The sequence below is a fragment of the Azospirillum terrae genome, assembly GCF_053470425.1.
This window is the reverse complement of record NZ_JBPXMR010000016.1, coordinates 1-24927: the sequence shown is the minus strand read 5'-3', so window position 1 is coordinate 24927 and position 24927 is coordinate 1. Positions and strand designations below refer to the sequence as shown.

At 68.4% G+C, this 24927-nt stretch carries 20 protein-coding genes and 1 tRNA gene; 9 read left to right on the top strand and 12 right to left on the bottom strand.

The genetic code is table 11. The features are described from left to right. Window positions 1–100: 100 nt before the first annotated feature. Window positions 101–1273, top strand: a complete 1173-nt coding sequence (locus tag ACSVDD_RS26115) for a homocitrate synthase (RefSeq protein WP_448192355.1) — start codon at window positions 101–103, stop codon at window positions 1271–1273. Further along, window positions 1270–2097, top strand: coding sequence for a DEAD/DEAH box helicase family protein (locus ACSVDD_RS26110; RefSeq protein ID WP_448192354.1), 828 nt, complete (start codon window positions 1270–1272; stop codon window positions 2095–2097). The genes ACSVDD_RS26115 and ACSVDD_RS26110 overlap by 4 nt, the downstream gene beginning before the upstream one ends. 211 nt (window positions 2098–2308) lie before the next feature. On the opposite strand, the gene ACSVDD_RS26105 is transcribed toward ACSVDD_RS26110, so the two are convergent. Continuing rightward, window positions 2309–3691: a hypothetical protein gene (locus ACSVDD_RS26105; RefSeq protein ID WP_448192353.1), complete on the bottom strand. Its 1383-nt coding sequence runs from the start codon at window positions 3689–3691 to the stop codon at window positions 2309–2311. A 413-nt stretch (window positions 3692–4104) separates the two neighbouring features. On the opposite strand from ACSVDD_RS26105, the gene ACSVDD_RS26100 reads away from it, so the two are divergent. The 4 genes from ACSVDD_RS26100 (at window position 4105) to ACSVDD_RS26085 (ending at window position 10514) form a co-directional block, all read left to right on the top strand. Then, window positions 4105–4878, top strand: a complete 774-nt coding sequence (locus ACSVDD_RS26100; RefSeq protein ID WP_448192352.1) for a substrate-binding periplasmic protein — start codon at window positions 4105–4107, stop codon at window positions 4876–4878. Window positions 4879–5209: 331 nt separating this feature from the next. After that, the gene (locus ACSVDD_RS26095; protein WP_448192351.1) at window positions 5210–6835 is read left to right on the top strand and encodes a methyl-accepting chemotaxis protein; all 1626 of its coding nucleotides are present in this window, start codon (window positions 5210–5212) and stop codon (window positions 6833–6835) included. 204 nt (window positions 6836–7039) lie between these two features. After that, the gene (locus ACSVDD_RS26090) at window positions 7040–8884 is read left to right on the top strand and encodes a gluzincin family metallopeptidase (RefSeq protein ID WP_448192350.1); all 1845 of its coding nucleotides are present in this window, start codon (window positions 7040–7042) and stop codon (window positions 8882–8884) included. Between the two features lie 13 nt (window positions 8885–8897). Beyond that, window positions 8898–10514, top strand: a complete 1617-nt coding sequence (locus tag ACSVDD_RS26085) for a ComEC/Rec2 family competence protein (RefSeq protein WP_448192349.1) — start codon at window positions 8898–8900, stop codon at window positions 10512–10514. A gap of 21 nt (window positions 10515–10535) precedes the next feature. Here ACSVDD_RS26085 and ACSVDD_RS26080 read toward each other — a convergent pair whose 3' ends face one another. Beyond that, on the bottom strand, window positions 10536–11318 hold the full coding sequence (locus ACSVDD_RS26080; RefSeq protein WP_448192425.1) for a GntR family transcriptional regulator: 783 nt from the start codon (window positions 11316–11318) through the stop codon (window positions 10536–10538). 201 nt (window positions 11319–11519) lie between these two features. Between ACSVDD_RS26080 and ACSVDD_RS26075 the strand changes: the two genes are divergently transcribed. Both ACSVDD_RS26075 and ACSVDD_RS26070 read left to right on the top strand, forming a co-directional pair. Further along, entirely contained in the window at window positions 11520–11960 is a 441-nt protein-coding gene (locus tag ACSVDD_RS26075) for a methylglyoxal synthase (RefSeq protein ID WP_448192348.1), read from the top strand. An 89-nt stretch (window positions 11961–12049) separates the two neighbouring features. Then, on the top strand, window positions 12050–12295 hold the full coding sequence (locus tag ACSVDD_RS26070; RefSeq protein WP_448192347.1) for a hypothetical protein: 246 nt from the start codon (window positions 12050–12052) through the stop codon (window positions 12293–12295). A 15-nt stretch (window positions 12296–12310) separates the two neighbouring features. On the opposite strand, the gene ACSVDD_RS26065 is transcribed toward ACSVDD_RS26070, so the two are convergent. Beyond that, window positions 12311–14317: a PAS domain-containing protein gene (locus tag ACSVDD_RS26065; RefSeq protein WP_448192346.1), complete on the bottom strand. Its 2007-nt coding sequence runs from the start codon at window positions 14315–14317 to the stop codon at window positions 12311–12313. 214 nt (window positions 14318–14531) lie between these two features. Between ACSVDD_RS26065 and ACSVDD_RS26060 the strand changes: the two genes are divergently transcribed. Next, window positions 14532–14939, top strand: coding sequence for a 6,7-dimethyl-8-ribityllumazine synthase (locus ACSVDD_RS26060; protein WP_448192345.1), 408 nt, complete (start codon window positions 14532–14534; stop codon window positions 14937–14939). 50 nt (window positions 14940–14989) lie between these two features. Here the strand turns inward: ACSVDD_RS26060 and ACSVDD_RS26055 are convergent, their stop codons facing one another. The 9 genes from ACSVDD_RS26055 to ACSVDD_RS26015 all read right to left on the bottom strand — a co-directional run bounded on the left by ACSVDD_RS26055 (window position 14990) and on the right by ACSVDD_RS26015 (window position 24883). Continuing rightward, window positions 14990–16900 (bottom strand): hypothetical protein, encoded by a 1911-nt coding sequence (locus ACSVDD_RS26055; protein ID WP_448192344.1) that lies wholly within the window; start codon window positions 16898–16900, stop codon window positions 14990–14992. 195 nt (window positions 16901–17095) lie between these two features. Beyond that, window positions 17096–18772: a copper resistance CopC/CopD family protein gene (locus ACSVDD_RS26050; RefSeq protein WP_448192343.1), complete on the bottom strand. Its 1677-nt coding sequence runs from the start codon at window positions 18770–18772 to the stop codon at window positions 17096–17098. 74 nt (window positions 18773–18846) lie between these two features. After that, the gene (locus tag ACSVDD_RS26045; protein ID WP_448192342.1) at window positions 18847–20949 is read right to left on the bottom strand and encodes a TonB-dependent receptor family protein; all 2103 of its coding nucleotides are present in this window, start codon (window positions 20947–20949) and stop codon (window positions 18847–18849) included. Window positions 20950–21379: 430 nt separating this feature from the next. Beyond that, window positions 21380–22156 carry an energy transducer TonB gene (locus ACSVDD_RS26040; RefSeq protein WP_448192341.1) on the bottom strand — a complete coding sequence of 259 codons (777 nt, stop codon included), beginning with the start codon at window positions 22154–22156 and terminating at the stop codon, window positions 21380–21382. 3 nt (window positions 22157–22159) lie between these two features. Beyond that, window positions 22160–22627, bottom strand: a complete 468-nt coding sequence (gene tolR, locus ACSVDD_RS26035; RefSeq protein ID WP_448192340.1) for a protein TolR — start codon at window positions 22625–22627, stop codon at window positions 22160–22162. Between the two features lie 5 nt (window positions 22628–22632). Then, on the bottom strand, window positions 22633–23298 hold the full coding sequence (locus tag ACSVDD_RS26030; RefSeq protein ID WP_448192339.1) for a MotA/TolQ/ExbB proton channel family protein: 666 nt from the start codon (window positions 23296–23298) through the stop codon (window positions 22633–22635). A gap of 30 nt (window positions 23299–23328) precedes the next feature. After that, window positions 23329–23865: a YcnI family copper-binding membrane protein gene (locus tag ACSVDD_RS26025; protein WP_448192338.1), complete on the bottom strand. Its 537-nt coding sequence runs from the start codon at window positions 23863–23865 to the stop codon at window positions 23329–23331. A gap of 62 nt (window positions 23866–23927) precedes the next feature. After that, on the bottom strand, window positions 23928–24368 hold the full coding sequence (locus ACSVDD_RS26020) for a DUF2946 family protein (RefSeq protein WP_448192337.1): 441 nt from the start codon (window positions 24366–24368) through the stop codon (window positions 23928–23930). Between the two features lie 438 nt (window positions 24369–24806). Continuing rightward, window positions 24807–24883, bottom strand: a tRNA-Met gene (locus ACSVDD_RS26015). Window positions 24884–24927: the final 44 nt, after the last annotated feature.

Below are 24927 nucleotides of genomic sequence, written 5' to 3'. Positions count from 1 at the left end.
GGTAAACCGTTGATTTGTTTTGATCTTTAACACACTGGGCGAGCATCGCTTTGCCAGAACGCAGAAGCTTGCCCAACCGAGATGAAAGGGAGCAGGGATCATGTCTTTGCAAAATTGCTACATCGTCGATTCGACCCTTCGCGAAGGCGAGCAGTTCGAGCACAGCCACTTCACGTTGGAAGACAAGATTGAAATTGCGAAAGCGCTTGACTGGTTCGGCGTGGATTTCATCGAAGTAACATCGCCTGCGGTGAGCCCCGCCGCCCGCGAGGCCTGCGAAGCGCTGTGCAGCATGAATTTGCGCGCTCACATCGCCGCCCACCTGCGTTGCCATATGGACGACGTCCGCATGGCGCTCGAGTCGGGCGTCACCGCCTTCAACCTTTTTATGGCCGCTTCGCCGATCCTGCGCGCTTCCAGCCATGGCCGGGGCATCGAGGAGATCGTCCGCCAGGCCACCGAGGTGGCCGCCACCATCAAGGCCGAGCTTCCCGAGGCCATCGTGCGCTTCTCCTGTGAGGACGCGTTCCGCAGCTCGCTCGACGACCTGCTCTCCATCTATGTGCCGCTGGCCCGCACCGGCCTGTTCAACCGTTTCGGCATCGCCGACACGGTCGGCGCCGCCAGCCCGCTGCAGGTGATGGAGACGGTGCGGACCGTCCGCAACGCGCTCGGCCCGGACATCGACATCGAGTTCCACGGCCACAACGACACCGGCTGCGCCACGGCGAACGCCTGGATGGCGGTGATGGGCGGCGCCACGCACATCGACACCTGCGTGCTGGGCCTGGGCGAGCGCAACGGCATCACGCCGCTGGAGGATCTGGTCGCCGCCATCTACACCCAGGACGCCGACGCCGCCCGCGCGCGCTTCGACCTGCCGCGCCTGACCGGGCTGACCGAACTGGTCGCCGCCACGGTCGGCGTCGAGATCCCCTTCGGCCACTGCATCGTCGGCTCCAGCGCCTTCACCCACAAGGCGGGCGTCCACAGCAAGGCGATCATCGCCAACCCGAAGACCTACGAGATCCTCGATCCGGCCGATTTCGGCCGCGAGCGCAACGTCATGGTCGCCCACCAGCTCGTCGGCTGGAACGTGGTGCGGGCGCGTGCCGACCAGCTCGGCTACGAGCTCGACGCGGCCACGCTGAAGGACATCACCGCCACGCTGAAGGAGATCGCCTCGCGCCGGCGCATCACCAACGCCGACGTGGACGACCTGATCGCCTCGGCCGCCGACATGTGCAACTCCGACATGAAGGTCGCGGCATGAGCGCGCAGCACACCCCCATGACCGCCCCCTTCAACGAAATCGCGCCGGGCATCGGCTTCGGCCGGCCGCTCCCCGTGGGCTGGCGCTCGATGGCCAACGCCGAGCTCCTGGTGCTGGTCGGCGTGACCGGCGCCGGCAAGTCCACCGCCATCGCGGCGATGGACGAGCGCAAGGTGGCCTACAGCCTGCTGCCGGACCGCCGCGTCGTCACCGACCGCGTCATCATCCCGCTTTATGAGAGCGAGCCGGTGTTCGACCGCGTGCGCCGCTTCGCCATCACCCAGCGTTTCACCCAGGATTGCGAAGGCGGCATGGCGGCGGTGCTCGCCGGCCTTGCGGCGGACCCCTCCACCCGCGGCCTGCCGCTGGTGTTCGACGGGCTGCGCGGCGAGGCGGAAGTCGCCCACGCCGCGGCGGTGCTGCCGCGGGCGCGCTTCCTGGTGCTGACCGCGCCGGATTCCGTGCGCCTCATGCGCCTGCTGAAGCGCGGCGACGCCTTCGACCGCGCGGCCCCCTCCGGCGAGACCGCCGGTGGCCCGGTCCTCGACCTGCCGGGCGCCGAGGGCATCCTCTCGCCTGCCGACATCGAGCGGCTGCGCGCCGAGGTGGCGGCCGGAACGCTGGAGGCGGACGAGGTGCGCGCGAAGTTCAAGATCATCGCTGCCGAGCGCCGCAACTACGACCCGGACCGCACCGTGGCGGCGCTGCTCGCCGCGGCGCCGGAACGCACGGCGGTGGTCGACACCACCGTCTCCGGCCCGACCGAGGTCGGCGCAGTGCTTGCCCGGCTGCTCGCCGGTGAGCGGACCGCCCTCGCGGCCTGATCCCCGCGACGAACGACCAGCGAAGCCGCCGGCTCCCGGAGTCGGCGGCTTTGCCGTGTCTGCACCGAAGAACCCTTTCCTCGCGCGCTTCACTTTTTCGTCTTGGCCGGGTCTGAGCCCGGCCAAGACGTTTTTTGGAGAAGCACGACAAGGATCGTCAAACAGACTTCCCCGGTCCTGCCCTTGCGGCGCCCCCTTCTCCCCTCGGCGCTCACCACCCCGCGCGCAGCACCAGATCGAGCAGCGACAACCCCCCGGCGCTGACCGCGCCGACGACCAGCGCGGTGCCCAGGTTCCGGCTCATGACCAGCTTGGGGTACGGAACCCGGAACATCTGGCCGGCGACCATCACCGTCACCCCGACGGGCGAAATGGTCACGGCAAGGCTCCAGCCGATGATCAGCGCCTCGGCCAGCGCCAGCCGATGCACCGCGTCCGGCAGGTTGGTGAAGACGCCGAGCAGCACCGAGGCGGAAATCGCCGGGTGCAGCCCCAGCGCGCCGGCCAGCAGCATGATGCCGATGGCGGACAGCAGCAGCGGGAACGACGGCAGCCCGGCCAGAATCGGCGCCACCGTCGGCGCGAAGCCCGGCAGCCCGGTCAGCACCGCGGCGAAGATGTTGGCCGCCGCCACCAGCAGCAGCTCGTCGCTGCCGTAGACGATGCCCGCCAGACTGGTCTTGAGGATCGGCGGCGCCTGCTCGCGCCCCATGCTGACGAGAAGAATGCCGCTCAGCAGCGGCACGCCGACCACCACGGCGCCGATGGCGCTCATCCCGGTGAGCGCGATGATGGCGATGAACACCGCCGCGATCACCGCCGAGATGGGCAGCAGCGGCAGCAGCCCGTAGAGGATGCGCACCAGACTGCGCGGCCCGGTGCCCGACACCGCGAGGTCGCCGACCAGCGCCAGCACCGCGCAGCCGAGTCCCGCCAGGATGACCGCGCCCGCCGGCACGTCGTGCATCTGGTGGGTCACATAGGCGACGCCGACGAAGAACGGCGACCAGAACGCGGCGAAGCAGATGCCGCGCACCGAGGCCAGCGCGGCGGACAGCCGGCCGCGCTCGTCGATGTCCGGCACCAGCAGCGGCGCCAGCACGGCATGCGCGCCGAAGGACAGGAAGCTGCCGAGCCCGAAGGCGCCCACCAGGAAGCCACCCTCCACCTGCCGCTCGTCCAGCGGGGCCAGCCGGTGGCGCACCTCGCGGATCGCCGGGCCAGCGTGCGCGATGGTGCGCAGCAGTTGCAGAACGCACAGGAAGGCGCCCAGCAGCATGGCGTTGTGCAGCCCCTGCCAGATCGGCCAGGGGTTGCCGACCATCGCGGTCACCCCGGCCACCGCCACGGCAAGCAGCACGAACAGCACCCGCGTCGTCCGCCGCGCCCGCAGGAACGCCGGCACGATGAAGATGGCGAGCAGCACCGCGGCGACGTCGCCCAGCGGCTCCTTCCAGGCGGGAACCAGCAGCGCCACGAATTCCAGCGCGGTCAGCGCCAGCAAGAGCGCCTGGATCGGCCGGACGATAGCCCGCTGCAACGGCGACGCGTGCGCCGCTCCGGGAAGAGCTGTCGGCTTGTTGGGAAGACTCATCGTTTCTTCACCAGGCTCACGGCATCGGACACGGTTGCGCATACGCGAATATGATTCGCATGTCGGTGGCATGATAGAGCGATTTGCACCCATTCATACAGAATGAATTAACACGTTTGTCGTATTCATACGCCAACTCCGCGATCCAGCGCCCCTTGGCTGAAGAGCCCCTGCGCAAGGGGGACGGGTGATTTCGGGCATGAGGAGGGGGCAATCTCTTCTTAAGGACGAGGGACCGCGCCGAGGCGACCGCGATAATGCGTAAGATCGCAATTTTAGCGTTTCGGTTTCGCCGCACGATGCGCATTTTACGCCCGCAAAGTTGCGAAAATTGCGCATTGATCGTATTGATGCTAAACAGATGCGCCGGTCATACCGCCATCAGTAGAAACACGCCACGGAAGGTGAGCCGCATGTTCGAGAAGAAAGATTTGGGCCGTGTCACGTCCACGATCCGCACCGCCGCTCGGGTGGCTGCTGCCGGCGCGCTCCTAGTCGGGCTTCTGGGCACCGCTCCGGCCTCGGCCGACGTGGCCCGGGTCGTCACCGCCGATTTCGCCCCGCTGACCGACAACTCGTCGCCCGACAAGAAGGGCCTCCTCCACGATCTGGTGAAGGAGATGCTGAAGCTTCAGAACGTCGCCAAGCCCATCGAGTTCATGGCCTGGCCCGACGCGGTGAAGATCGTGGACGAGACGCCCGACGTGCTGATCTTCCCGATGACCCGCACGCCGCAGCGCGAAGACAAGTACCAGTGGGAGGTCAAGATCTTCGACATGAACCGCTCCTTCGGTGGCCGGCCGGGCAGCACGCCAGTCAACACGGTCGAGGACGCGAAGAAGCTCAAGGCGGTGGGAACCACGGTCAACAGCGCCTCGCTCAGCTATCTGAAGCAGAAGGGGTTGACGAACATCGTCGAGCTTCCGACCTCGCGCGACCTGATGAAGGCGCTGCTCGACGGCAAGATCGACCTGGCTTACCAGCCCGATCCGTTCGCCAAGACCGATTGGAAGGCCGTCGGCGGCACCGGCGCTCTCGTCTTCGGCGAGCCGCAGGAGCGCTCCGCCGCCTACCTCGCTGCCAACAAGGGATCGACGCTCAAGCCCACCGACTGGCAGGAGGCGCTGCACGTCCTCGAACAGGACGGCACGTTCGAGAAGCTGGTCACACTCTACGGCATGAACTGATGCGGCCGGCGGATGGCCGATCCCGGCCGTCCGCCTCCCGATCGCCTGACGGTCAAGCGCTCCGCATCGGATGATGTCTCAAGAAGAGCGCACTAAGATGATGTCTCAGGATAATCCATGCACAGATATTTCGATAAAATTCGATGACTATCGATATATCGAGTGCGCCATAGAGTCGCATTGATCTGATGTCTGCTGTTGTCGATGCTGGTCCGCCTTCGTCGCGACTCGGCAGACACTCTTGTACTGGCGCCTGTCGCGACGTTCTGTCTGGGGGAATTCTGTAATGTCGATGGACGGTTTGACGGAAACGGCCCCGAAGGGTCTGTTCATGATGCGCAGCATCAGCCAGAAGATAATCGTCTCGGTGGTGCTCCTGCTGGCGCTGGGCTTCGGCAGCCTCATCACCTACCAGACGATGAAGGCGCGCAGTCTGGCGCTCAAGGTCTTCGACCAGGGCTCCACCCAGGTTACCAAGCTGGTGGCCGACAACATGTCGTCCGCCGTCCGCTACGCCCGCATCGAGGCGATCAAGGGCTCCTACGGCGAGATCGCGCAGAACGCCGAGGCCGGGCTCGACGCCATCCTGGTGCTGGACAAGTCCGGCAAGATGCTCGACAGCTACGTGCGCGGCGGCATCGATCAGGCCGTGTTGACGCGCTTCGCCGAGGAAAGCCGGTCCCGCGCCGAGACCTCCGCGGTGGTCCAGGCCACGCCGTCGCAGACGCTGGTGCTCACCCCCATCCTGTCGGGAGCCCAGCGTGAGCGGGCCGGCTACCTCGCCGCCGCGTGGAGCCGGCAGGCGATGGTGGACCAGATCGCTTCGGACACGGAAGCCTCCATCATCATCTCCTTCGCCGTCGTCGTCGTCCTGGTGCTGGCGCTGTTCGTGCTGGTGCGCCGCGTTGTGATCAACCCGACGCTGGAGATCAGCACGGCCATGCAGTCGATTTCGGGCGGCAACCTCGACATCCGGCTGTCCTGCCTGAAGCGCACCGACGAGATCGGCACCATCGCCCATGCCGTCGAGGTGTTCCGCGACAGCACAGCGAAGGTCCGCCTGCTCAACGAGGAGCAGGAGCGCACCAAGGCCGAGGTCGAGGCCAACCGCAAGAAGCTGATGATTCAGCTCGCCCAGGACTTCGAGGCCAACGTCTCGACGCTGGTCGAGCAGTCGCTGAACGCCGCCAGCGAGATGGGCGAGTTCGCCCAGACCATGGCCGGGCGCATCTCCGAGGCCGAGCGTGGCGCCGTCGAGATCGCCAGCGCCACCTCGCACACCATGGAGAACGTCGGCAGCATCGCCTCGGCAACCGAGCAGCTGTCGGCCACCACCTCGGAAATCTCCATGCGCATCAACCAGTCGGTGCAGGGCGCCCGCGACACCGCCGACGCCGCCGACCAGACCAGCCACACCATCGAGGCGCTGGCCCATCAGGCCCTGCGCATCGGCGACATCGTCAAGCTCATCAACGACATCGCCAGCAAGACCAACCTGCTGGCGCTCAACGCCACCATCGAGGCGGCGCGGGCCGGCGACGCCGGCAAGGGCTTCGCGGTCGTAGCAAGCGAGGTCAAGCAGCTCGCCAACCAGACCGCCAAGGCCACCGAGGACATCACCCAGCAGATCAACGGCGTGCAGCAGTCGACCCAGCGCGCGGTGGACGAGATCAAGTACATCTCCAAGGTGGCCGAGGGTGCCCGCGAAATCGCCACCGGCATCGCCGCCGCGGTCGAGGAGCAGAACATCACCACCCGCGAGATCTCGCGCGCCGCCAACCACGCCGCGTCGGGCACCCAGGCCGTCGCCACCAACATCGATCTGGTGACTGGCGAGGTGGTCGATGCCAGCCACATGGCGAAGGACCTGCTGGACACCAGCCGCAAGGTCTCCACACAGTTCAACCAGTTGCGCGATCAGGTCACCAGCTTCATCAGCCACGTCCGCGCCGCCTGATACGGCCGCTTCGAAAAAGCCCGCCGGGCGCGGACCCGGCGGGCTTTTTCGTGCGCGCGTGATGTTTAAATAGTGGGATGCCCGACAAACAATCCGTTGCCGCGACATATGGCAGCATGCATCCCGTCATGGTGGTTACACTGTCCTGATTGCCGTACCGTCGCGGGACATTGCCGACCGCTCCACCGCAGAGGACGCGCGCCAATGTCCGCCACTCCCCGGCCCTCCTCCCGCCGTCTGCGCATCTACGCCTTCGATCCGGGCGCGTCGACCGACCTGCGCACCGCCATCCTCAACGAGGCGGTGGTCAAGGTGCCGTGGGAAGAGGATATCGAGCCGGGGCCACGCGGCGAATATCTGGAGGTCGTCGATTTCGATCCCGCCAGTCAGGCGTTCTACGCGCCGGTCGACCTGGACGACCCGCACCTGCTGGCGCAGGACGGCCACGCGCCGTCGGAAAGCAACCCGCAGTTCCACCAGCAGATGGTCTACGCGGTGGCGTCGATCACCATCCGCAACTTCGAGGTGGCGCTGGGCCGCCGCGTCCTGTGGTCGCCGCAGAAGGACACACAGGGCCAGGGCGCGCAAGGCTACGTCCAGCGCCTGCGCATCTACCCGCACGCGCTGCGCGAGGCCAACGCCTACTACAGCCCTGCCAAGAAGGCCCTGCTGTTCGGCTATTTCCCGGCATCGCGCACCAATCCGGGGCGGAACCTGCCGGGCGGAACCATCTTTTCCTGCCTGTCGCACGACATCGTCGCGCACGAGACGACGCACGCCATCCTCGACGGCCTGCACCGCCGCTACATCGAGCCCAGCAACGTCGACGCGCTGGCCTTCCATGAGGCCTTCTCGGACATCGTAGCGCTGTTCCAGCACTTCACCCTGCCCGAGTCGGTGCGTCACCAGATCGCGCAGATGCGCGGCGACCTGTCGCAGAAGACCCTGCTGAGCGGGCTGGCGCGGCAGTTCGGCGAGGCGATCGGCAACTACGGCGCGTTGCGCGACGCCATCGACGGCGAGCCCGACAGCACACGGCTGCAACACGCCGACGAACCGCACGCGCGCGGCGCGATCCTGGTGGCCGCCGTGTTCGACGCCTTCGTCACCATCTACCGCACCCGCGTCGCCGACCTGCTGCGCCTGACCACCGGCGACGGCACGAGCTTTCCGGACCGCGACCTGCACCCCGATCTGGTCAACCGCCTGACCGCCGAAGCCAACAAGGCTGCCACCCACATCCTGCGCATGTGCATCCGCGCGCTCGACTATCTGCCGCCGGTGGACGTCACCTTCGGCGAATACCTGCGCGCGCTGGTGACCGCCGACAGCGACTTCTCCCCCGGCGACGAGCGCAGCTACCGCCTTGCCCTGGTCGAGGCGTTCCGCCGCCGCGGCATCTACCCCGAGGAATGCCGGTCGCTGGCCATCGACAATCTGCTGTGGGAAATCCCGGAGGAGGAGATCGCCATCGGCTGGATCGAGGGCCTCGACCTCGGCTACCACGCGTCGCGCCGGGCGACCTGGGACGCGGAGAAGAAGAACAGCGTCCTCCTCAAGGAATGGCTGGAAAAGCAAATAAAAGATCCCGCCGTCAGCGGGCAGATCACCCGCCTTGGGCTGGTCCTCGACGACACGGCGCCGCAGACCATCGACCGCTGCGAGGCCACCGGCCTGCCGGAGATCGAGATCCATTCCGTGCGCCTCGCCCGCCGCATCGGTCCGGACGGACAAGACATGCCGCAGCTCGTCGTCGAGATCACGCAGAGCCGCCGCGCCTTCAGCGATCCCGAGGTGCAGAAGGCGCAGGACGCCGGCCACGGCACGCCGCTCAAAGGGGACTTCACCTTCAACGGCGGCTGCACGCTGATCGTCGATTTGCGGACGCGCAAGGTGCGCTACCTCGTGCGCAAGAGCGTCCTCAACGACCGGCGGCTCGCGGCGGAGCGCAATTTCCGCTTTGCCGGCACGACGGAATCCCTGGGCGCCACCTATCAGGGCACCTGCGGTTGCGACGAGCCGCTCGCCTTCCTGCACCGCAACGGCTGACCGAGGACCGGAGATGACCACGACCACCGCCGCCTCTGCTCCCGCCACTACTCCCGCCTCTGGGGACCGCGTCACCGTGCGCATGTACCAGAACCTGCTGGGCGACTGCTTCCTGCTGCGCTTTCCGGGCACCGGGCGCCGCCCGGTGCACATGCTGATCGACTGCGGTGTGCTGCAAGGCATGCCGGGCGCCGTGGAGCGCATGCAGGCGATCGCCGGGAACATCCGGGACACGCTGCCCAAGCTCAGCCCCAAGGAGGGCGACGCGGCGCGGCCGTTCCTCGATGTTCTGGTGGTCACGCACGAGCACTGGGACCACCTCTCCGGCATCAGTCAGGCGCAGGAGATCTGGGACGGCGTCGACATCGGCGAGCTGTGGCTCGGCTGGACGGAGGATCCGACCGATCCGCAGGCCATGGAGCTGTTGCAGGGCCGGCGCAGCACGCTGAAGATGCTGGAGAAGGTCGCCGCCATGGCCGATTCCGGCGCCGCTGGCGTCGGGTTGCGCAGCGGCGCGGTGCGCGACCTGTTCGCCTTCATCGGCCCAGAGGAGGATTCGGACGAGCCCGCCGGCGACGGCAGCCTGGGCGCGCGCGCCAGCACCACGGTAAAGCGCATCCGCACCGGGGCGGCGATCCTCGACTACCTCAGGAACAAGGCGGGGGTCGTGCGCTACTGGAAGCCGGGCGCCGACCCGGTTCCGGTGCCGGGCACGGAGGGAAACAAGGTCTATGTCCTCGGTCCGCCACGCGACACGGCGATGCTGCGCCGCTCCAACCCCAGCAAGAAGGGGAAGGAAGTCTACGAACTGGGGGTCGGCGACGGTTCGGAGTACCTGCTGGGCGCCCTGGAGGCGTTCGATGGCCAGTCCGACCCGCTGAGCATGCCCTTCGCGGAGCGCTACACCGTCGCTGCCGAATTGATCGAGGACCCGACGAAGGCCGAACCGTCCGACATCCCGCCCTCCCGCCGGATGGCCCCGAAGGCGCGCCAGCTGCTGAACGAGCGCTATTACGGCAAGGACGAGGAATGGCGGCGGATCGACGGCGACTGGCTGGGGGCGGCCGAGCAGCTCGCCATCAAGCTCAACAACGACACCAACAACACCAGCCTCGTGCTGGCGCTGGACGTGGCGCCCGATGACGCCGACGGCGGCGTACTACTGTTTCCGGGCGACGCCCAGGTCGGCAACTGGTTGTCCTGGAACGACTGCGTCTGGCCGGCCGGCGCGAAACGCGAGGACGCCGGCACGGTCACCCTGGAGCGGCTGCTGGCGCGGACCATCCTGTACAAGGTCGGCCATCACGGCAGCCACAACGCGACCTTGCGCGAGCGCGGTCTCGAACTGATGACGAACCGTGAGCTGGTCGCGATGATCCCCGTCGTCGAAAAGTTCGCCCGCGAGAAACCACTGCCATGGAACATGCCGTTCCCGGCGCTGAACCAGCGGCTGAAGGAACGGACCCGCGGCCGCATCCTGCGGTGCGACCGGGGCGTCGGCGCCCTCGACGCCGACCGGACTGACATCGGGACGGCGGTGCCGCTGACCGACGCGGAGTGGACCGCCTTCGCGGCCCGCGTGTCCGAGGACGAGGCGAAGCTGTACATCGAGTACAGCATCACCCGATAGGGCGAGAGGCGGGAGGGCCGCTCAGCGGCTCGCCTCGCCCGCCGATGCCGTGCCTCCTGTTGCCGAAAAGTACCGCGGGTTCGCCTTCTGCGCTTCGGCGATGGTAATCTGCAAATGGTCGAGGTGCGCGGTGATCGCCTGGGCGGCGCGGTCGGCGTCGTGGCCGGCGATGGCGTCCACGACCGCCGCGTGCTCCGCCACCACCTGGCCCATGCGGCCCTGCACCGGCAAGGTCAGGCGCCGGTAACGGTCGATCTGCACCTTGACCTGCTGGATGAGGGACCAGAAACCGGGATAGCCCGCCGTCTCGGCGAGCAGCGCGTGGAATTCCTCGTCGGCCTGATGGAAACCCTCGAAGTCGCCGGCCGCGTCGCGCTCGCGCTGGAGTTCCAGACAGGCGCGCAAGCGGGCGATCTGGCTGCCCGTGGCGCGCGCCGCCGCGTAGCGCACCGTCGCCTCCTCCAGAACCCGGCGGATGGCGATGGCCTCGGGCAGAGCCGCGAGCGGAATGCGGGACACGAAGGTGCCGGACTGCGGGAAGATCTCGATGAGGCCCTCGTCGGCCAGCTTCAGCACGGCCTCGCGCACCGGCGTGCGGCTGACGCCGAAGGTCTCGGCGATCTGCTTCTCGGAAATGGCCTCGCCCGGCTTGCGGTTCAGCGAGACAATGTCGGTGCGCAGGTCGCGGTAGATGGCGGCGGACACGGTGGCGCCCCGCTGGACCGGCCGGGCGACGGGGGTCGCCAGAACGCGGCGGCGTGCGCGCGCGGCCTTGGCAACGCCCTGTTCCGTGCCGGTGCCCATGGTCTGCGACGCCTTCGTCAATGCCCGCTCCGATGCGCGAATTTCGTCTTTAATATACTAGTTTTCACGAGAGGACGTCAAACGGCATGGACCCACCACGGTCACGGCCACGCTCGGGCCACGATATGGCAGGATCGGGCTTGCGGCACCCATTGATATACTAGTATAATACCCAGACACACTCGGCTAGGGATGATCCCCATGACACGCAAGCGCATCGCGCTGGTCGCGCACGACGCCCGCAAAGGCGACCTGATCACGTGGATCGGCGCGCACCTCCACGTCCTCGCCGGCCATGCCTTCTGGGCCACCGGCACCACGGGGGCGCGGGTCAAGGACGCTCACCCGGGCCTCGACGTGACGCCGCTGAAGAGCGGCCCGCTGGGCGGCGACCAGCAGATCGGCGCCATGATCGCCGAGGGGCGGATCGACATGCTGGTGTTCTTCGTCGATCCCATGACGGCGCAGCCGCATGACGTGGACGTCAAGGCGCTGACCCGGCTGGCGACGCTCTACAACATCCCCATGGCCTGCAACGAGGCGACCGCCGACATGGTGATTTCCTCGCCGCTGTTCTCCAACGGCTACAAGCCGCGCCCCACGGACTTCCGCGGCTACGAAACGCGCGTGGTGCGAGGCTGACCCGCGCCGCGTCGCCAGCCACACCGCAGGACCTGATCACCGCGGCTCCTATGGTACGATAGCGGTCATCTGAAGAAGGAACCGGTGCGATGAGCAAAGCGATCATGTGGGCCGAAACCGACGCGAAAGGGTTCGAGTCCGAGTGCCTGTTCAACGAGGACCAGCGCACCTATGAGGTGATGGTCTGCGCGTCGGGCCGCCGGCTGTGCCGGTCGGAATCCTTCACCGCCCACACCGACCCCATGCAGGGCATGGATGAGGCGGACCGCCGCCGGTCCGTGCAGATCGCCGAGCGGCTCATCGTCGAGATCGAGCACGAACTCGGCGACCGCTAGCAACGGAACGCCCGTTCACAACCGCTCGCAAACGCTGGTCCGTGAAAGCGGAGCCTCTCCACCGGCCAGCGTCCGCCGGGGTGGAAGGCGGATCCACACCGTCGTGCCCTCACCCACCGTGCTGTCGATGTCCAGCGCGCCGCCATGGGCCTTGGCAAGGCTGGCGGCGAGGGGCAGGCCGATGCCGGTGCCCTGGTGGCGGCGGTTGATGGGCGTGTCGATCTGGGTGAACATCTCGAGGGCGCGGGGGATTTCTTCCGGCCGGATGCCGATGCCGGTGTCGCGCACCCAGAGCGAAACGCCGCCATCGGCGCGCATCTGCGCGCCCAGCGTGATCGATGCGCCCGACGTGGTGAACTTGACGGCGTTGCCCAGCAGATTGACGATGATCTGACGCAGACGCAACTCGTCGGCGTGCAGTTGGGGAAGGCCCGGCGCGATCTCGATCCCGACGCGGCGCCCCGCCGTGTCCACCAGTTCCCGGCAGCTTGCGAACAGCGCCGCCACGTCGACCACGACCTCGTGGAGCACCATGCGGCCGGCATCCACCCTGCCATAATCGAGAATGTCGTTGATGATGTGCAGCAGGTGGAGGCCGCTGCGGCTGATGGACTGGATGTAATCCCGCTGCTTGTCGTTCAGGCCGCCGAAATATTCCAGCAGCAGGGCATCGGCGAAACCGATGACGGCGTTCAACGGCGTGCGCAACTCATGGCTCATCACGCACAGGAAGTCGCTCTTGGCCCGGCTCGCCTGCTCGGCGGCGTCGGTGGCCTGCCGCAATTGCGCCTGCTCCTTCTTGCGCTCGCTGATGTCGGTGGCGATGCCGCAGACCGCGAAGGGCACGCCGGCCGGGTTCGTCAGCGGCACCTTGAGGGCGATGTAGGTCCGCACCCCGTGCAGGTTGTCGATGGTCTCCTCGAACTCGACCGGCCCGGCGGACTCCAGGACGGCGCGGTCGTTGGCGAACAGGTATTCGGCCAGTTCGCGCGGATACAGGTCGAAGTCCGTCTTGCCGATGACGTCTTCCCGCATCCAGCCGCCCAGCGCCAGATAGCGTTTGTTGGCCAGCAGGTAACGCCCGTCGCGGTCCTTGACGAAGATCACGGCGCTGGCGCCCTCGATGATTGTCTCCAGCAGAGCCTGCTTCTCCAGCAGCGCCGCGTCCGCCGCCTCGCGCGCGGCGATCTCCGCCGTCAGTGTGCGCGTGCGCTCCTCCACCAGCGCCTCCAGCATCTCCCGTATGGCCTGCGCGCCGGACTGGGCGAGCTTGCGCGCGGTGATGTCGCGGGCGATGCCGACCGTACCGACAATGACGCCGTCGCTGTCGCGGACCGGCGTCTTGATGGTCTCGATCCAGCGGGGCAGGCCATCGCCGCCGCAGAACGGCTCTTCGATGCAGGTCCGCTCGCCGGACGCGATGACCCGTGCATCGTCGGCCTGATAGCGGGCGGCCAGCTCGCCGGAGACCATGTCGTAATCGGTCTTGCCGACCGCGTCCTCCACACCGAGGCCGAAGGACTGGGCAAGCGCCTGGTTGACGGCGATGAACCGGCTGCGGCTGTCCTTCATCCAGGCGATGTCGGGAACGTTGTCGAGGATGGCCCGGACGTTGCGCTCGGCGTCGCGCGCCTCCTTCTCCAGCTTCACCAGGGCGGAAATGTCGCGCACCGTGGTGAGGTAATGGGTGCGGCCGTCCAGATCGACGGGCCGTCCGCGCACCTCGACGGGGAAGACCGTCCCGTCCTTGCGCCGCGACACGGATCGCAGTCCGCCGGCAGCAAAGGCAGTGTCGTCCCTGAGCGGCCATTGCTCGCGGGTCATGTGCTCGTCGACATCCCAAAGGGAAAGCGCGGTCAGTTCTTCCAGCGAATAGCCGAGGGCATGGCAGCCGGCATCGTTGGCGTGGACGAAGTGTCCATCCTCGTCCAGCCAATACAGAGCGTCGGCCAGCCAGTCGTCGTGAATGGACCGGAAATTCTTCTCCGGCTCCAGCCCAGAATCGCACCGCGCGGTCACCATGTCGTTTTCTGCCTACTGGGGTTCCGCGGCATTGGGACCTCGCACGAGGGGCAGGGACGACGATACGCGAGTTGAGTGATTGTCGGCAAGCGGCTGTATCGCGTGCCGTGAACGATGTTACGGCGTGGCCGCCCGCTCCGGGGCTTTGCTATTCGCGGGCACCTCCTTACAGTGCGCGCAGGTCGTCTGGACGTTCGATTGACAGGGGGAAGGTATGGCGAAGATCGGTCTGGTGCTCGGGCGTTTCCATCGCAGCGAAGCCGAGGAGATGCTGGCGGAGTCCCGCGCCGTGGCGGCCCGGCTGGGGTTCGGGATCGTCGCCGAGATCTGGGTTCCCGGCTCCATGGAAACGCCGTTGGCGGTGAAGCGGCTGCTCCTGCGCAGCGATGTCGACGGCGTGGCCGCACTCGGCATCATCGAGCACGGCGAGACAGCGCACGGTCTGGTCATGGGCCAGGCGGTGATCAAGAGCCTGATCGAGCTTCAGCTCGAGTTCATGAAGCCGGTGGGCGTCGGCATTCTCGGGCCGGGCATCCACCCGTCGCAAATCCCCAGCCGCGTGCGGCCCTACGCGGCGGCTGCCATCGAGGCGATCGCGGCCATGCTCGACGGCGGGGCCTGATACGGCCGGCGTCGGCGTCCTCCGTTGCGCGCGCCGGCGCCGGGTTCGTGCTATTGCACCCGCACCCAAGCGCCTTCATCGATGACCGAAAGCGCCGGCGTGCCGCCGGCCGCGTAGACGCCATCCTGCCAGCCATCGGTGCCCGGAACGCTTTGGCGGTGCTTTTGGGACAGTTCGGCCTGCATGCGCCATGCCCTCAGGGCGAGCAGAGTGGAGTTTTGATCCGGGCGTTGGTAGGCGGAAAAGCGCCGGTCGCGGATCTGCGCCTGGGTGCCAGCCCAGACCAAATTCCAGTCGATCGTGCCGTCGGTGAGGATTCGCTCTTCGATTGTCCGCAGGAGAGCCTGGTTGACGCGCGCCGCTCCCATGTTCTGGGTCGCGAGCACCAGCGCGTCCGGCGCTTGCTCCAATGTGGCGCGGAGCCGCAGTTGCCCGCCGCAGGACCCCCAGAACACCAGCGCCGTGCCGGGGCCGATCTCGGGCATCGTCTCGTCCTCGTGGTAGCTGTGCCCACGATGGATGACGACGGTCGGCGAGAGCTTCTCGCGCTCGAGCCATTCCCTCACGGCAACGCGGCCCGCCTCACCCGCCGAGGGGATGTCGGCGACGATCACGATCCGGCGTCCCCGGCGCTCCGGGCTGGAGACCACGACGAACCCGGCGTGCTCCTGGAAGATCCAACCCTTGGCGCGGTACTGCTGCACGAAGGCAGCGAACGACACCTTCCCGTCGAGGTCGTTGTAAAAAGTCATCCTCTGAACGTTGACGCCGCCCTGGAACAGGCGGTCGCCGGTCAGGACCGGCGGAGCGGGAACAGGATAGAGTTCGGCGAAGCGCTCGGCCATGAAGGCGGCCGTCGCCGGCTTCCCTGCCAGACGCAACGCATGGAGCCCGCCGGCCAGGCCGGCCGCCGCCTTGATCGACGGATCGCTGGTGTTCCGGTGGTATTCGGCGAGTTCGTCTTCCAGGGTCGAGCGGACGTCTTTGGCTTTCGCGTCCATCGCGTCGGCAAGGGCACCCGCGACGATGGGCGGGTCCAACGCGCGGTCGGGCGAGAGCAGCGCCCGGACGCTTCCTTTCGCCAGCTTGCGCGCGTTCCCGGCGGCCGGGCCGAACAGGGTGTCGGCCCGGCCGCCGGATACGACGGCGATGACGAAGTCCGCCCAAAGCTTTGCCGCGCCCGGCTGCTCGGAGAGTGAGAGGAAACTCCGCCGTTCCTTGTGCAGTTTGGCCTCGATGATGTCGACGATGCCGTCGAACGACGAGGTGTAGAGTTGCAGCCCGGTGCGGGCGATCAGCTCGAAGAGCGTTTCGATGGGCAGCGCCTCGGCAATGCGGAAGCGATCCTTCAACGGGTCTTCGGTCATCCCGTCGAGCATGGCGCCGATCTTCGTCGAGAGCAGGGCGGGGTCCTTCGCGAAGGCCGCGGCCAGCGCTTTGGACGCCTGATCTTCCATCGCCTTCAGGGTCGCGGCCGGCAGGCGCTTGCGCAGCTCGTGCCGGGTCTCATAGAAGGGCAGACCGGTGTCGAGCGAGCGCATCAGCAAATCGGCGTTGAGCGCCGTGTCGATGATCGCGGCTCCGCCGGGACGCTTCGACAATTGGTCGGCCGCGCCGATGGCGTCGAAGGGAGCCGTGGGAGCGGCCATGTGCAACGCCGCCGTGGCCGCGGCGCTGGGGAACAGGCTGGAGCATCGGAAGGCTTCGTCCGGCTTCTCGCGGACCAGGAGCGCGAACGCCTCGTCACCTCCGGCGAGGGCGCCGAGAACGGCCGCTCCGATCGGTTCACCGTCCAGGCATGCCGAACCGGTCGTGCTGGCCTGGACCGCCTTCGGCTGCGGCTTGGGAGCCGTCGAACGCTGCTTGGGAGCCGTCGAGGCAGGGCGGGCCGTGGGGAGCATGACCTGTGCGTCGGCAACGCCGGTCGAGCCGATCAGCATGGCCGCGCAGGTCGCGATCACTGGGAGGCTCGGCCGGACGAGCGACCTCGGGGGAGTGGCGGCCATGCTCAACACGTTTCCGTATGCTGCGTGGAACGATGAGCCCCTGTTATGGACCTTGCAATCGACAGAGTTCAACGGTGGAGACGCCGGCCGGGGCGTTATGGCCGCGAGTCTTCGGACTGCGCCTGATTCGGTTCCATCGAGATCGCGTTTTCATGGAGTCTTGCCCCTTCCGTCGACGCCGGCCCCAATGGGGATCTCGGTGCGGAACACCGCCTTGTCGAAGTCGTCGATCAGCACATCCAGGCGCAGGGTCCAGCGGCCGGCGATGGGCATCTCGATGTCTTCGGCCCCGACTTCGCCCGGCCCGGTCGCCGGGAGGGTTCGACGGAGCGGGGCCACGCCGGCAGCCGGCAGCTCCCATTCGAGGGCGGCTTCGGTGGTGGCGAACGGGACACCATCGGGACCATGCAGGTGGACTCTGACCCGGTTGCGTCCCGGCCGGGCCGGCACCACCTCGACCATGGCCATGCGCCCACCCTGAGTGATCGCCGCCCTGTAGCCGCGGTTCCGGTCCGCCTCGCCACCGTTGGCGACTTCCGGCCCGGCGAGAGCGCGTGGGGGTGGCGTCAAGGGGAACAGGGCGGTCAGCAGGAGTGCCAACACGGCGAAGACCACTTCCGTCCAGACGCTCCGCCGCAGGGCGGCCACGGCCGCGCGCCCGCTGTGGTCGAGGGCCGGCGTCAGCCACAGCCGGTTCCGCACCGCCAGCAGCAACAGCCCGACGACGACGAGCATCTTGCCCAGCCAAATCCTGCCGTAATCGGTCGCAAGGACGGCATCCGGCGAGCCGATCTGCAACACCGACAGGCCCGCACCCGCGGCAATCAGCACCGCCACGCCACCGACGGCCAGGCGCGAGAAGCGCCGGGTCAGCCGCGCCGCTTCCGCCGGCGGCTCCGTCCGCAGCGCCACGGCCAGCGGCCACAGCGAGCCGATCCAGTACGCCGCCATCAGTCCGTGCACCCCCACGAGCGGAACGCTCAGCCAGCGCGGCGGTGCCGTTGCCGCATGCCCGGTGGCGGCCAGCGAGGCGGCGCCCAGCAGCGCCCCCAGCACGAGCAGGACACGGCCGGCGGTGTGCCGGGCTTCCAGCGCCAAGCCGGTCGCGCTGACAAGCAGCGCCAGCAACACGAGGCCTGCGCTGATCCCGGCCGTGCTCGCCGCTCCCGTTGCCCAGGTCGAAGCCTCCCTGAGGCCGGCGAGCGGGCCGCCCGCCAGCACCGTGCCGCTCAGCCCGACCAGGAGCACCGCCGACACCGCCGCGGTCAGGAGCAGCAGGCACAGGCCCGGCTTGAGCCGCTCGTTCAACGCCGACCATGGTCCCAACACCAGGACCAGGAAGAGCCCGCCGCCGATGCCGGCCAGCAGCGATGCGTAATGCACGGCGCGCACGATCACCGCCGTCAACGCGGCGGGCGCCGACACGTCGGCGCGCGTTTCCGGTGCCACGGCCTCCGGCGCCATGCCGACCCCGAAGGTGATCGACCCGGCGGCCGGGTGGCCGTCGGCGGACGTGACGCGGTAGCTGACGACGTAGGTTCCGGTAGGGAGATGGTGCGGCAGCCCGAGGCGGACAGTGTCGTCCCGCGCCGACACCGCCCCCGTCCTCGCCACCGCATGGCCGCCACCGTCGAGCACCTGGACGGCGATCGGCACGACCGGCTCGTTGAAACGCAGCACGACCTCGTGCGGCGGCGCGTCCAGCCGGACGCCGTCGGCGGGCACCGTCTCGCGCAGGACGGCGTGCGCCCACGCCGCGCCCGCGCTCCACACCACGAGCACGACGCCGAGCAGGACGGCTGAGATGAGTCCGCGTGAACGCCGCACGGTCGATCCTCTTCGAAGCGTTGGACGGGCTCGGTGGCCGGAACCGCCGAGCCCGCGGGAACACAGGTCCGTCCTCAGAAGGCAGCGCGAACGCCGGCGTACACGCTGCGGCCTTCACCCGGATAGAAGATCTGGGTGCCGGCCCGGCGCGCATCGGTGATGGTGCCGATGTCGCTGACGTAGCGCTTGTCGGTCAAGTTGCGGGCGTCGACGAACAGCAGCAGGCCGTTCTTCAACTCCACACCCGCCTGCACGCCCAACAGCGTGTAGCCCGGAACCCGCAGCGTGTTCGCCTGATCGGCCCAGGCGCCATTCGGCACCCAGTCCACCGTCGGCGTCACGTAGAAGCCGTCCGGCCGCGTGTAGGAGAACGTGGTGCGCAGCAGGTTCGTCGGCACGCCGGCGATGCTGTTGTTGCCGTACTGGGCGTCGTCGCGGAAGCGGAAGTCGCTGTAGTTCCACAGCTGGCCGATGGTGAATTTGTCACCGGCCCCGGCGCCGGTCAGGTCGCGCGCCACCTCGACCCGCACGCCCAGCTCGATGCCCTGGTGCACGGTGCGGTCGGCGTTGAAGGTCGCGGCCGGAATGCTGGGGTTGGTGGTGAACTGCAGCATCTCGCCCTTGAGCTGGGAGCGGAACGCCGTCACATCCCAGGAGAAGCGGCCCTTCTCGCCACGGGTGCCCAGTTCCATGGTCCAGGCGCGTTGCGCCTGCAGCGGCACGAAGGCGGGGTTGCCGTTCGCCTGCGTCTGCGTCAGGTCGCTGAAGTCGGGAACGTCCAGGCTGCGCGTGACGTCGGCGAAGACCTGCACCTCGGGGTGCGGCTCCCACAGCACGCCGACCTTGGGGTTCAGGCCGTCGTAGGTGCGTTCCGAATTGCGGCGCGGGTTGCGCTCGTCGGTGAACTCGCGCTGGTCGCGCAGCAGCTTGGCGCCGGTCATCAGCGCCACTGTCGGCACGACGTACAGCCGATTCTCCGCGTAGGCCTCGAGATTGCGGGCCTCCTGGCGGGTGTCGGCGGTCTGGGCGCCGCGATTGCCGTGCAGGTTGACGAACTGGAGCGCCGTGTTGGTGCCGGCGAAGGCGCGCGCACCGACGACCAGCTCGTCGCGCAGGCCGCCGATGGTGAAACTGGTCGTGTAGCGGGGGCCGACGCCGTAGGTCCAGCCGTCCTGGTCGACGACTTGGAAGATCGGGTGGAACAGCTTCTTGTGGATCGCCCAGCTGTCGAAGTCCAACTGGCCGCCGTCGAGGTGGATTGTGGTGCGGTTCGCCACACGCTCGGTCCAGGTCATGCGGGACTGGTCACCGGCGATCGCCGCCGGGTTGGCGATGCGCGGCCGGTTGAGCGCGTCGCTCAGGCTCAGCGAGCCGGGCAGCTTCTGGTCGACGACGTAGGCCCCGAGATAGAACCGCGTCTCGACGTTCGGATTGAAGCGGTAGCCGACATTGCCGTTGAACAGCTCGCCCTGCCCCTGGGAGTGATCGCGATAGCCGTCGGAATGGCTGACGGTGCCGCTGACCAGGAAATCGGCGTCGCCCAGAACGCGCGACGCCTGCCCGCTGGCCCGCGCCGTCCCGTAGCTGCCCCCCTCCAGGCGCAGGAGGTTGGGGCCGACGGCGGTGTGCGCGGTCGGCGTCACGAAGTTGATGGCGCCGCCCAGCGTCGAGGAACCGTAGGACAGGCCATTGCCGCCGCGGAACACCTCGGCGTAGCGCAACGCCAGCGGATCGATCTGGTAGAAGTCACCGCTGCCGTCGGCGAAGTTGACCGGGATGCCGTCCTGCAACACCTCGATGCCGCGCAGGTGGTAGCCGCGCGAGAGGCCGGAACCACGCACCGACAGGCGGATCTCCTGGCCGTAGCGGCTCTGCGCGAAGACGCCCGGCGTGTCCTTCAGCACGTCGCGCAGGTCCTTGGAAACCCGACCCTTCTGGGACTCGGAGTCGATGAAGCCGACCGAGCCGGGGGTGCGGTTCAGGTCCTCGCGGGCCTGCTCGGGCGTCGGGACGGTCAGCGAGCCGGCGCCCTGCGCGTTGATGGTCATGGTGTCGAGCGTCACCGGGGCGGCGGGCTGCGGCGTTGCGGTCTGAGCCGCGGCCGGGGTCAGCGCGGTGCTCATCATAAATAGCGTGGCAAGTGCAGCGGCAGAGCCCGCGGTATGGAAACGGGTCACGTGTGGTCTCCCCTTGGGCCGGCGCCTTGGCCGGCCGAAATCCTCGTTCGATGGTGGCATGGGTCTCCCGGTGGGACGGGCGGCCCACGGGCCTTCGGACGATGGCCGGGCGACCGGCGGAGGGGTGGGGAGGCGACGCGAACGGCGCCCAGCCGGCCGTGGAACCGCGGCAGTGGAAGCGCCGTGCCGCCGGTGGAAAGGGCCGCCGGCACAGCGCAGCAAATGGAACAGGCCGGGCAGAGGGTGTGGTGGCGCTGTGGATCGGGAGCATCCGGCTCGCCCCCGTCGTGCCGGCACAGCGACTCGTCCGCCACCAGCGCCGCCGCCATGGCGGACGCCGCGTTCACGGCCTGCACGGGCCCCCACGCCTGAAACAGGAGCAGCAGGCCGGTGAGCGCGGCGGCGACGCGGTTCGGGCGCGGCATCGGCGTCACCGCAGGGCGAACTGGACGGGCAGCACGATGTCGAGCCGGTCGCCGGACACGCTGTCCGGCATCGGCGGCATCGGCGCCGCGCGCTCGACCATGATCCCGACCTGACGGTCCAGGCTCTCGTGGCCGGAGCTGCGCTCGACCCGCCAAGACACCACCGCGCCGTCGCGCGCCACCACGAAGCGCAGCAGCACGGTGCCCTCTTCGCGCGCGATCTGCGCGGCGCGTGGATAGACCTTGTAGCGGGCAAGGCGGGCCTGGAGCAGCGCCAAATAGTCCGGCGGCGGCCCGGCCGCGCGGACGGGGGCCGGCGCGGCTGCCGGTTGCGGCGGAGATGGCTGCGGCGCCGGATCGCGCGTGACGGTGGCGGATGCCGTCGGCTGAGGGGGTGGGCGCTTCGCCGCTTCCGGTGGACGCGGCTTGGCCGGCGGTGGTGGAACCATCGTCACCACCGTTGGCTCCGCAGCCGGCGGTGGCGGCGGCTCGTCGGCGGCGGGAGAAGGCTCGACGGCGCCAGCCGGTTCCGGTTCGGGCAATGATTCCGGCGGCAGCTCCTCCGCGACCTGGGGCGGTTCGGGCAACAGCGCGGGCAGCGGCTCCACAGGCGGCGTCATCTCGGCCACGGCTTCCGGTTCGGGCTGGCTCAGGTCCAGCTCGATGCGGACGGCGGACGGCGCCGGCATGACCGGCTCATACCGCGCGACCAGAATGGCAAGCAGCCCGGCGTGCACCGCGACCGAGAGGAACTGCGCCCAGCGGCGTCCTACCCAGCGCACAGTTCAGGGCGCCTTCACCGGAGCGGCGGGCACCGGAGCGGCGGCCCCCTCGGCGATCAGCGAGACGCGCGCAAAGCCGGCTTGGCTCACCTGTCCCATCACCTCCATGACCCGGCCATAGCTCAGCGCGCGGTCGCCGCGCACGTAGACGACCGCGTCGGGATCCTCCTTGGCGAGCGCCGTCAGCCGCGTCGCCACGTCGGCGGCGGCCACCTCCTCGCTGCGCAGGAAAATGCGGCCATCCTTATCGACGCTCACCACGACGGGCTGGCGCGGCTGGCTGACCTTCTGGGCGGCGGTCTTCGGCAGTTGCACCGGCACGCCGACCATCATCAGCGGGGCGGCCACCATGAAAATGACCAACAGGACCAGCATCACGTCGATGAACGGCGTGACGTTGATCTCGGCGACCGGGCGGTAGGAGAACTCGTCCCCCAACCCGCTCCCCGGCCCGGCGTCCATGGGCGCCATACCCATCACTCGGCCGCCTTCAGACGCATGGTGCGGGTGCGCACCAGGGTGCCGGCAAGACGGCCGATGGCGACCGACAGCTGCTGCGACAGTCGGTTGAGGTCGCTGGTCAGCTTGTTGTAGGCGACCACCGCCGGGATGGCGGCGACCAGACCGATAGCGGTGGCGAACAGCGCCTCGGCGATGCCCGGCGCCACCACGGCGAGGCTGGTGTCGTTGGAGGCGGCGATCGAGGTGAAGCTGTGCATGATGCCCCACACCGTGCCGAACAGCCCGACAAATGGCGCCGAGGAGCCGACGGTGGCGAGCACCGGCAGATGGCCGTCGAGGCGGCGCAACTCCTCCACCATAGCGACGCGCATGGCGCGTTCCAGCCGCTCGCGCAGCTCGGCCCGGCTCTCGTCGTGGTCATGGTCGTGCCTTTCGTGCTGGCCGGCAGCGACGATGGCGGCCGGCAATCCCGCCAAGCCGCCCACGTCGAAGCCGCCCTCCACTGTGATAGCGGCTTCGAAGCGGCGCGTCTGGGCCTTGGCGCGGGCCAGCACGACCGTCTTCTCGAGGACGATGGCCCAGCACGCCACGGACGCGAGCAGGAGCAGGACCATCACGCCCTTCACCACCGGGTCGGCGGCGAGGAACAGGCCGATGACCGAAAGATCATGGTTCGGCATGGGAACCCCCTTGTTGGCGCGCGATGGCGGTCAGCGGCCCTGCGGCTTGTCGGTGAGCGTCAGGCTCGGCGCCGGCTCGCGGTAGTCCGCCGGCGTCTTGCCGGCCTCGGGGATCTCGATCCAGCGGTGGACGCCCTTTTCACACTCCTGCACCACGGGGAAGTGCAGCACCGTGCCGGCCGGCTGCTTGGGCAGCACGACCTGGAAGACGAACTCGTCGTACCACGCGTCCGGTAGGGTACCGCCACTCCAGGCGATCTCGGTGACGCCGCGGGTGATGGTGCGGCCGTGCGACTCGTAGGCTTGGGCGTACTCGCCTTCCTTGGTGGTCAGCGTCCAGCCCGGCTTGGGCATCGGCTTGGCGCCGACGACGCCGTCCGGCAGGCGGACGCGGATGGCCGTGGTGGCCGCTCCGTCGCAGCCGTGGCCGACCTTGAGGACGGCCTTGTAGTAGCTGCCGGCCGGGGCCTCGCGGGCCTCCAGGACGATGTGCGCGGACGCGGTGCCGGCCGTCGCGGCCAAGCACAGGAACCCGGCGCCGAGCGCCAGGGCGTGGATGCGGTTCATGGTGTTGTGCTCCGAACAGGACATCGGGCGGACGCACGCGCGGTGCGTCCGGCATCGAACGATCAGCCCTGGTCGGAGTTCGGCGGCGCGCGCGGGTTGAGGCTGGTCAAAAACAGCGGCTGCGGGCGGATGCCCCGCTGCATCGGCAGCGCGGCGATGTCATAGCCCACAGGAACGGGAAGGGCGTTGCCGAGCCCCGCCGCCAAGCCGTGCGTGGCGAGCGCCAGACAGAACGCGCAGAGCGTTTCGTGGTCGTGGTTGCCAGCGGGTGCCGGCGTCTCCGGCCGCTGCTGCTCGGCACCATGGTGTTGGTGATGGTGGACCTGATGCGCCGCCGCAACCTCCGCCCGATGCCGGGCAGCATTGCGCGCGGCCATGGCGAAGTCCGGGATCGTGCTCTGGACCAGGATCGCCAGCACTGCGAGCCACGCCAGAACCGGCCGCCAGGAACCGCTGGGTGCGGTCCTTCTGGGAGCGGTTCGGGCATGGCGACGCTCGGACATGCGGTGAAGCTACTCGGACATGGGAAAAGGGGCTTGGTATCGCACAGATGACAACATGCGGTCGCTCCGGTAATTGTCCATGGTCAAGCCGAGGCTCGACTTGGAGCCGGGGTGTCGGGTTGCCCCTTGCGTCACGGCGCGATCACCCACATGGACTTGCGGCCTGCCCCATGGCCACCTCAAGCCACACCCGAATTTACACCCGCTTGACGGACGCGACTTTTCCGGAGGCCCCATTCCCTAAGAAGATGGGGCTATCATGACGAAGCAGAGATCAATCCAAATACGCTCCGGAAGTCCGCGAGCGCGCGTTTGGAATGGTGTCCGAACACGCCGGAGAGCACGCCTCGCAGTGGGCGGCGATCCTGGCGGTGTACGGCGATGCCAACCCAAAACGCCAACAGCCCGCCTCGTTGGAGGCGGGCTGTCAACTGTTGGTGGTTGCGGGGGCAGGATTTGAACCTGCGACCTTCAGGTTATGAGCCTGACGAGCTACCGGGCTGCTCCACCCCGCGTCAAACGCGTACGAACCGGTCGGGCGGATGGAGGGTGTGAAGAG

Bases quoted from the DNA above. Each gene is read 5' to 3' on its own strand.
- ACSVDD_RS26115 (WP_448192355.1), top strand. From the start codon at position 101: ATGTCTTTGCAAAATTGCTACATCGTCGATTCGACCCTTCGCGAAGGC.
- ACSVDD_RS26110 (WP_448192354.1), top strand. From the start codon at position 1,270: ATGAGCGCGCAGCACACCCCCATGACCGCCCCCTTCAACGAAATCGCG.
- ACSVDD_RS26105 (WP_448192353.1), bottom strand. From the start codon at position 3,691: ATGAGTCTTCCCAACAAGCCGACAGCTCTTCCCGGAGCGGCGCACGCG.
- ACSVDD_RS26100 (WP_448192352.1), top strand. From the start codon at position 4,105: ATGTTCGAGAAGAAAGATTTGGGCCGTGTCACGTCCACGATCCGCACC.
- ACSVDD_RS26095 (WP_448192351.1), top strand. From the start codon at position 5,210: ATGATGCGCAGCATCAGCCAGAAGATAATCGTCTCGGTGGTGCTCCTG.
- ACSVDD_RS26090 (WP_448192350.1), top strand. From the start codon at position 7,040: ATGTCCGCCACTCCCCGGCCCTCCTCCCGCCGTCTGCGCATCTACGCC.
- ACSVDD_RS26085 (WP_448192349.1), top strand. From the start codon at position 8,898: ATGACCACGACCACCGCCGCCTCTGCTCCCGCCACTACTCCCGCCTCT.
- ACSVDD_RS26080 (WP_448192425.1), bottom strand. From the start codon at position 11,318: ATGGGCACCGGCACGGAACAGGGCGTTGCCAAGGCCGCGCGCGCACGC.
- ACSVDD_RS26075 (WP_448192348.1), top strand. From the start codon at position 11,520: ATGACACGCAAGCGCATCGCGCTGGTCGCGCACGACGCCCGCAAAGGC.
- ACSVDD_RS26070 (WP_448192347.1), top strand. From the start codon at position 12,050: ATGAGCAAAGCGATCATGTGGGCCGAAACCGACGCGAAAGGGTTCGAG.
- ACSVDD_RS26065 (WP_448192346.1), bottom strand. From the start codon at position 14,317: ATGGTGACCGCGCGGTGCGATTCTGGGCTGGAGCCGGAGAAGAATTTC.
- ACSVDD_RS26060 (WP_448192345.1), top strand. From the start codon at position 14,532: ATGGCGAAGATCGGTCTGGTGCTCGGGCGTTTCCATCGCAGCGAAGCC.
- tolR (WP_448192340.1), bottom strand. From the start codon at position 22,627: ATGGCGCCCATGGACGCCGGGCCGGGGAGCGGGTTGGGGGACGAGTTC.
- ACSVDD_RS26030 (WP_448192339.1), bottom strand. From the start codon at position 23,298: ATGCCGAACCATGATCTTTCGGTCATCGGCCTGTTCCTCGCCGCCGAC.
- ACSVDD_RS26025 (WP_448192338.1), bottom strand. From the start codon at position 23,865: ATGAACCGCATCCACGCCCTGGCGCTCGGCGCCGGGTTCCTGTGCTTG.
- ACSVDD_RS26020 (WP_448192337.1), bottom strand. From the start codon at position 24,368: ATGTCCGAGCGTCGCCATGCCCGAACCGCTCCCAGAAGGACCGCACCC.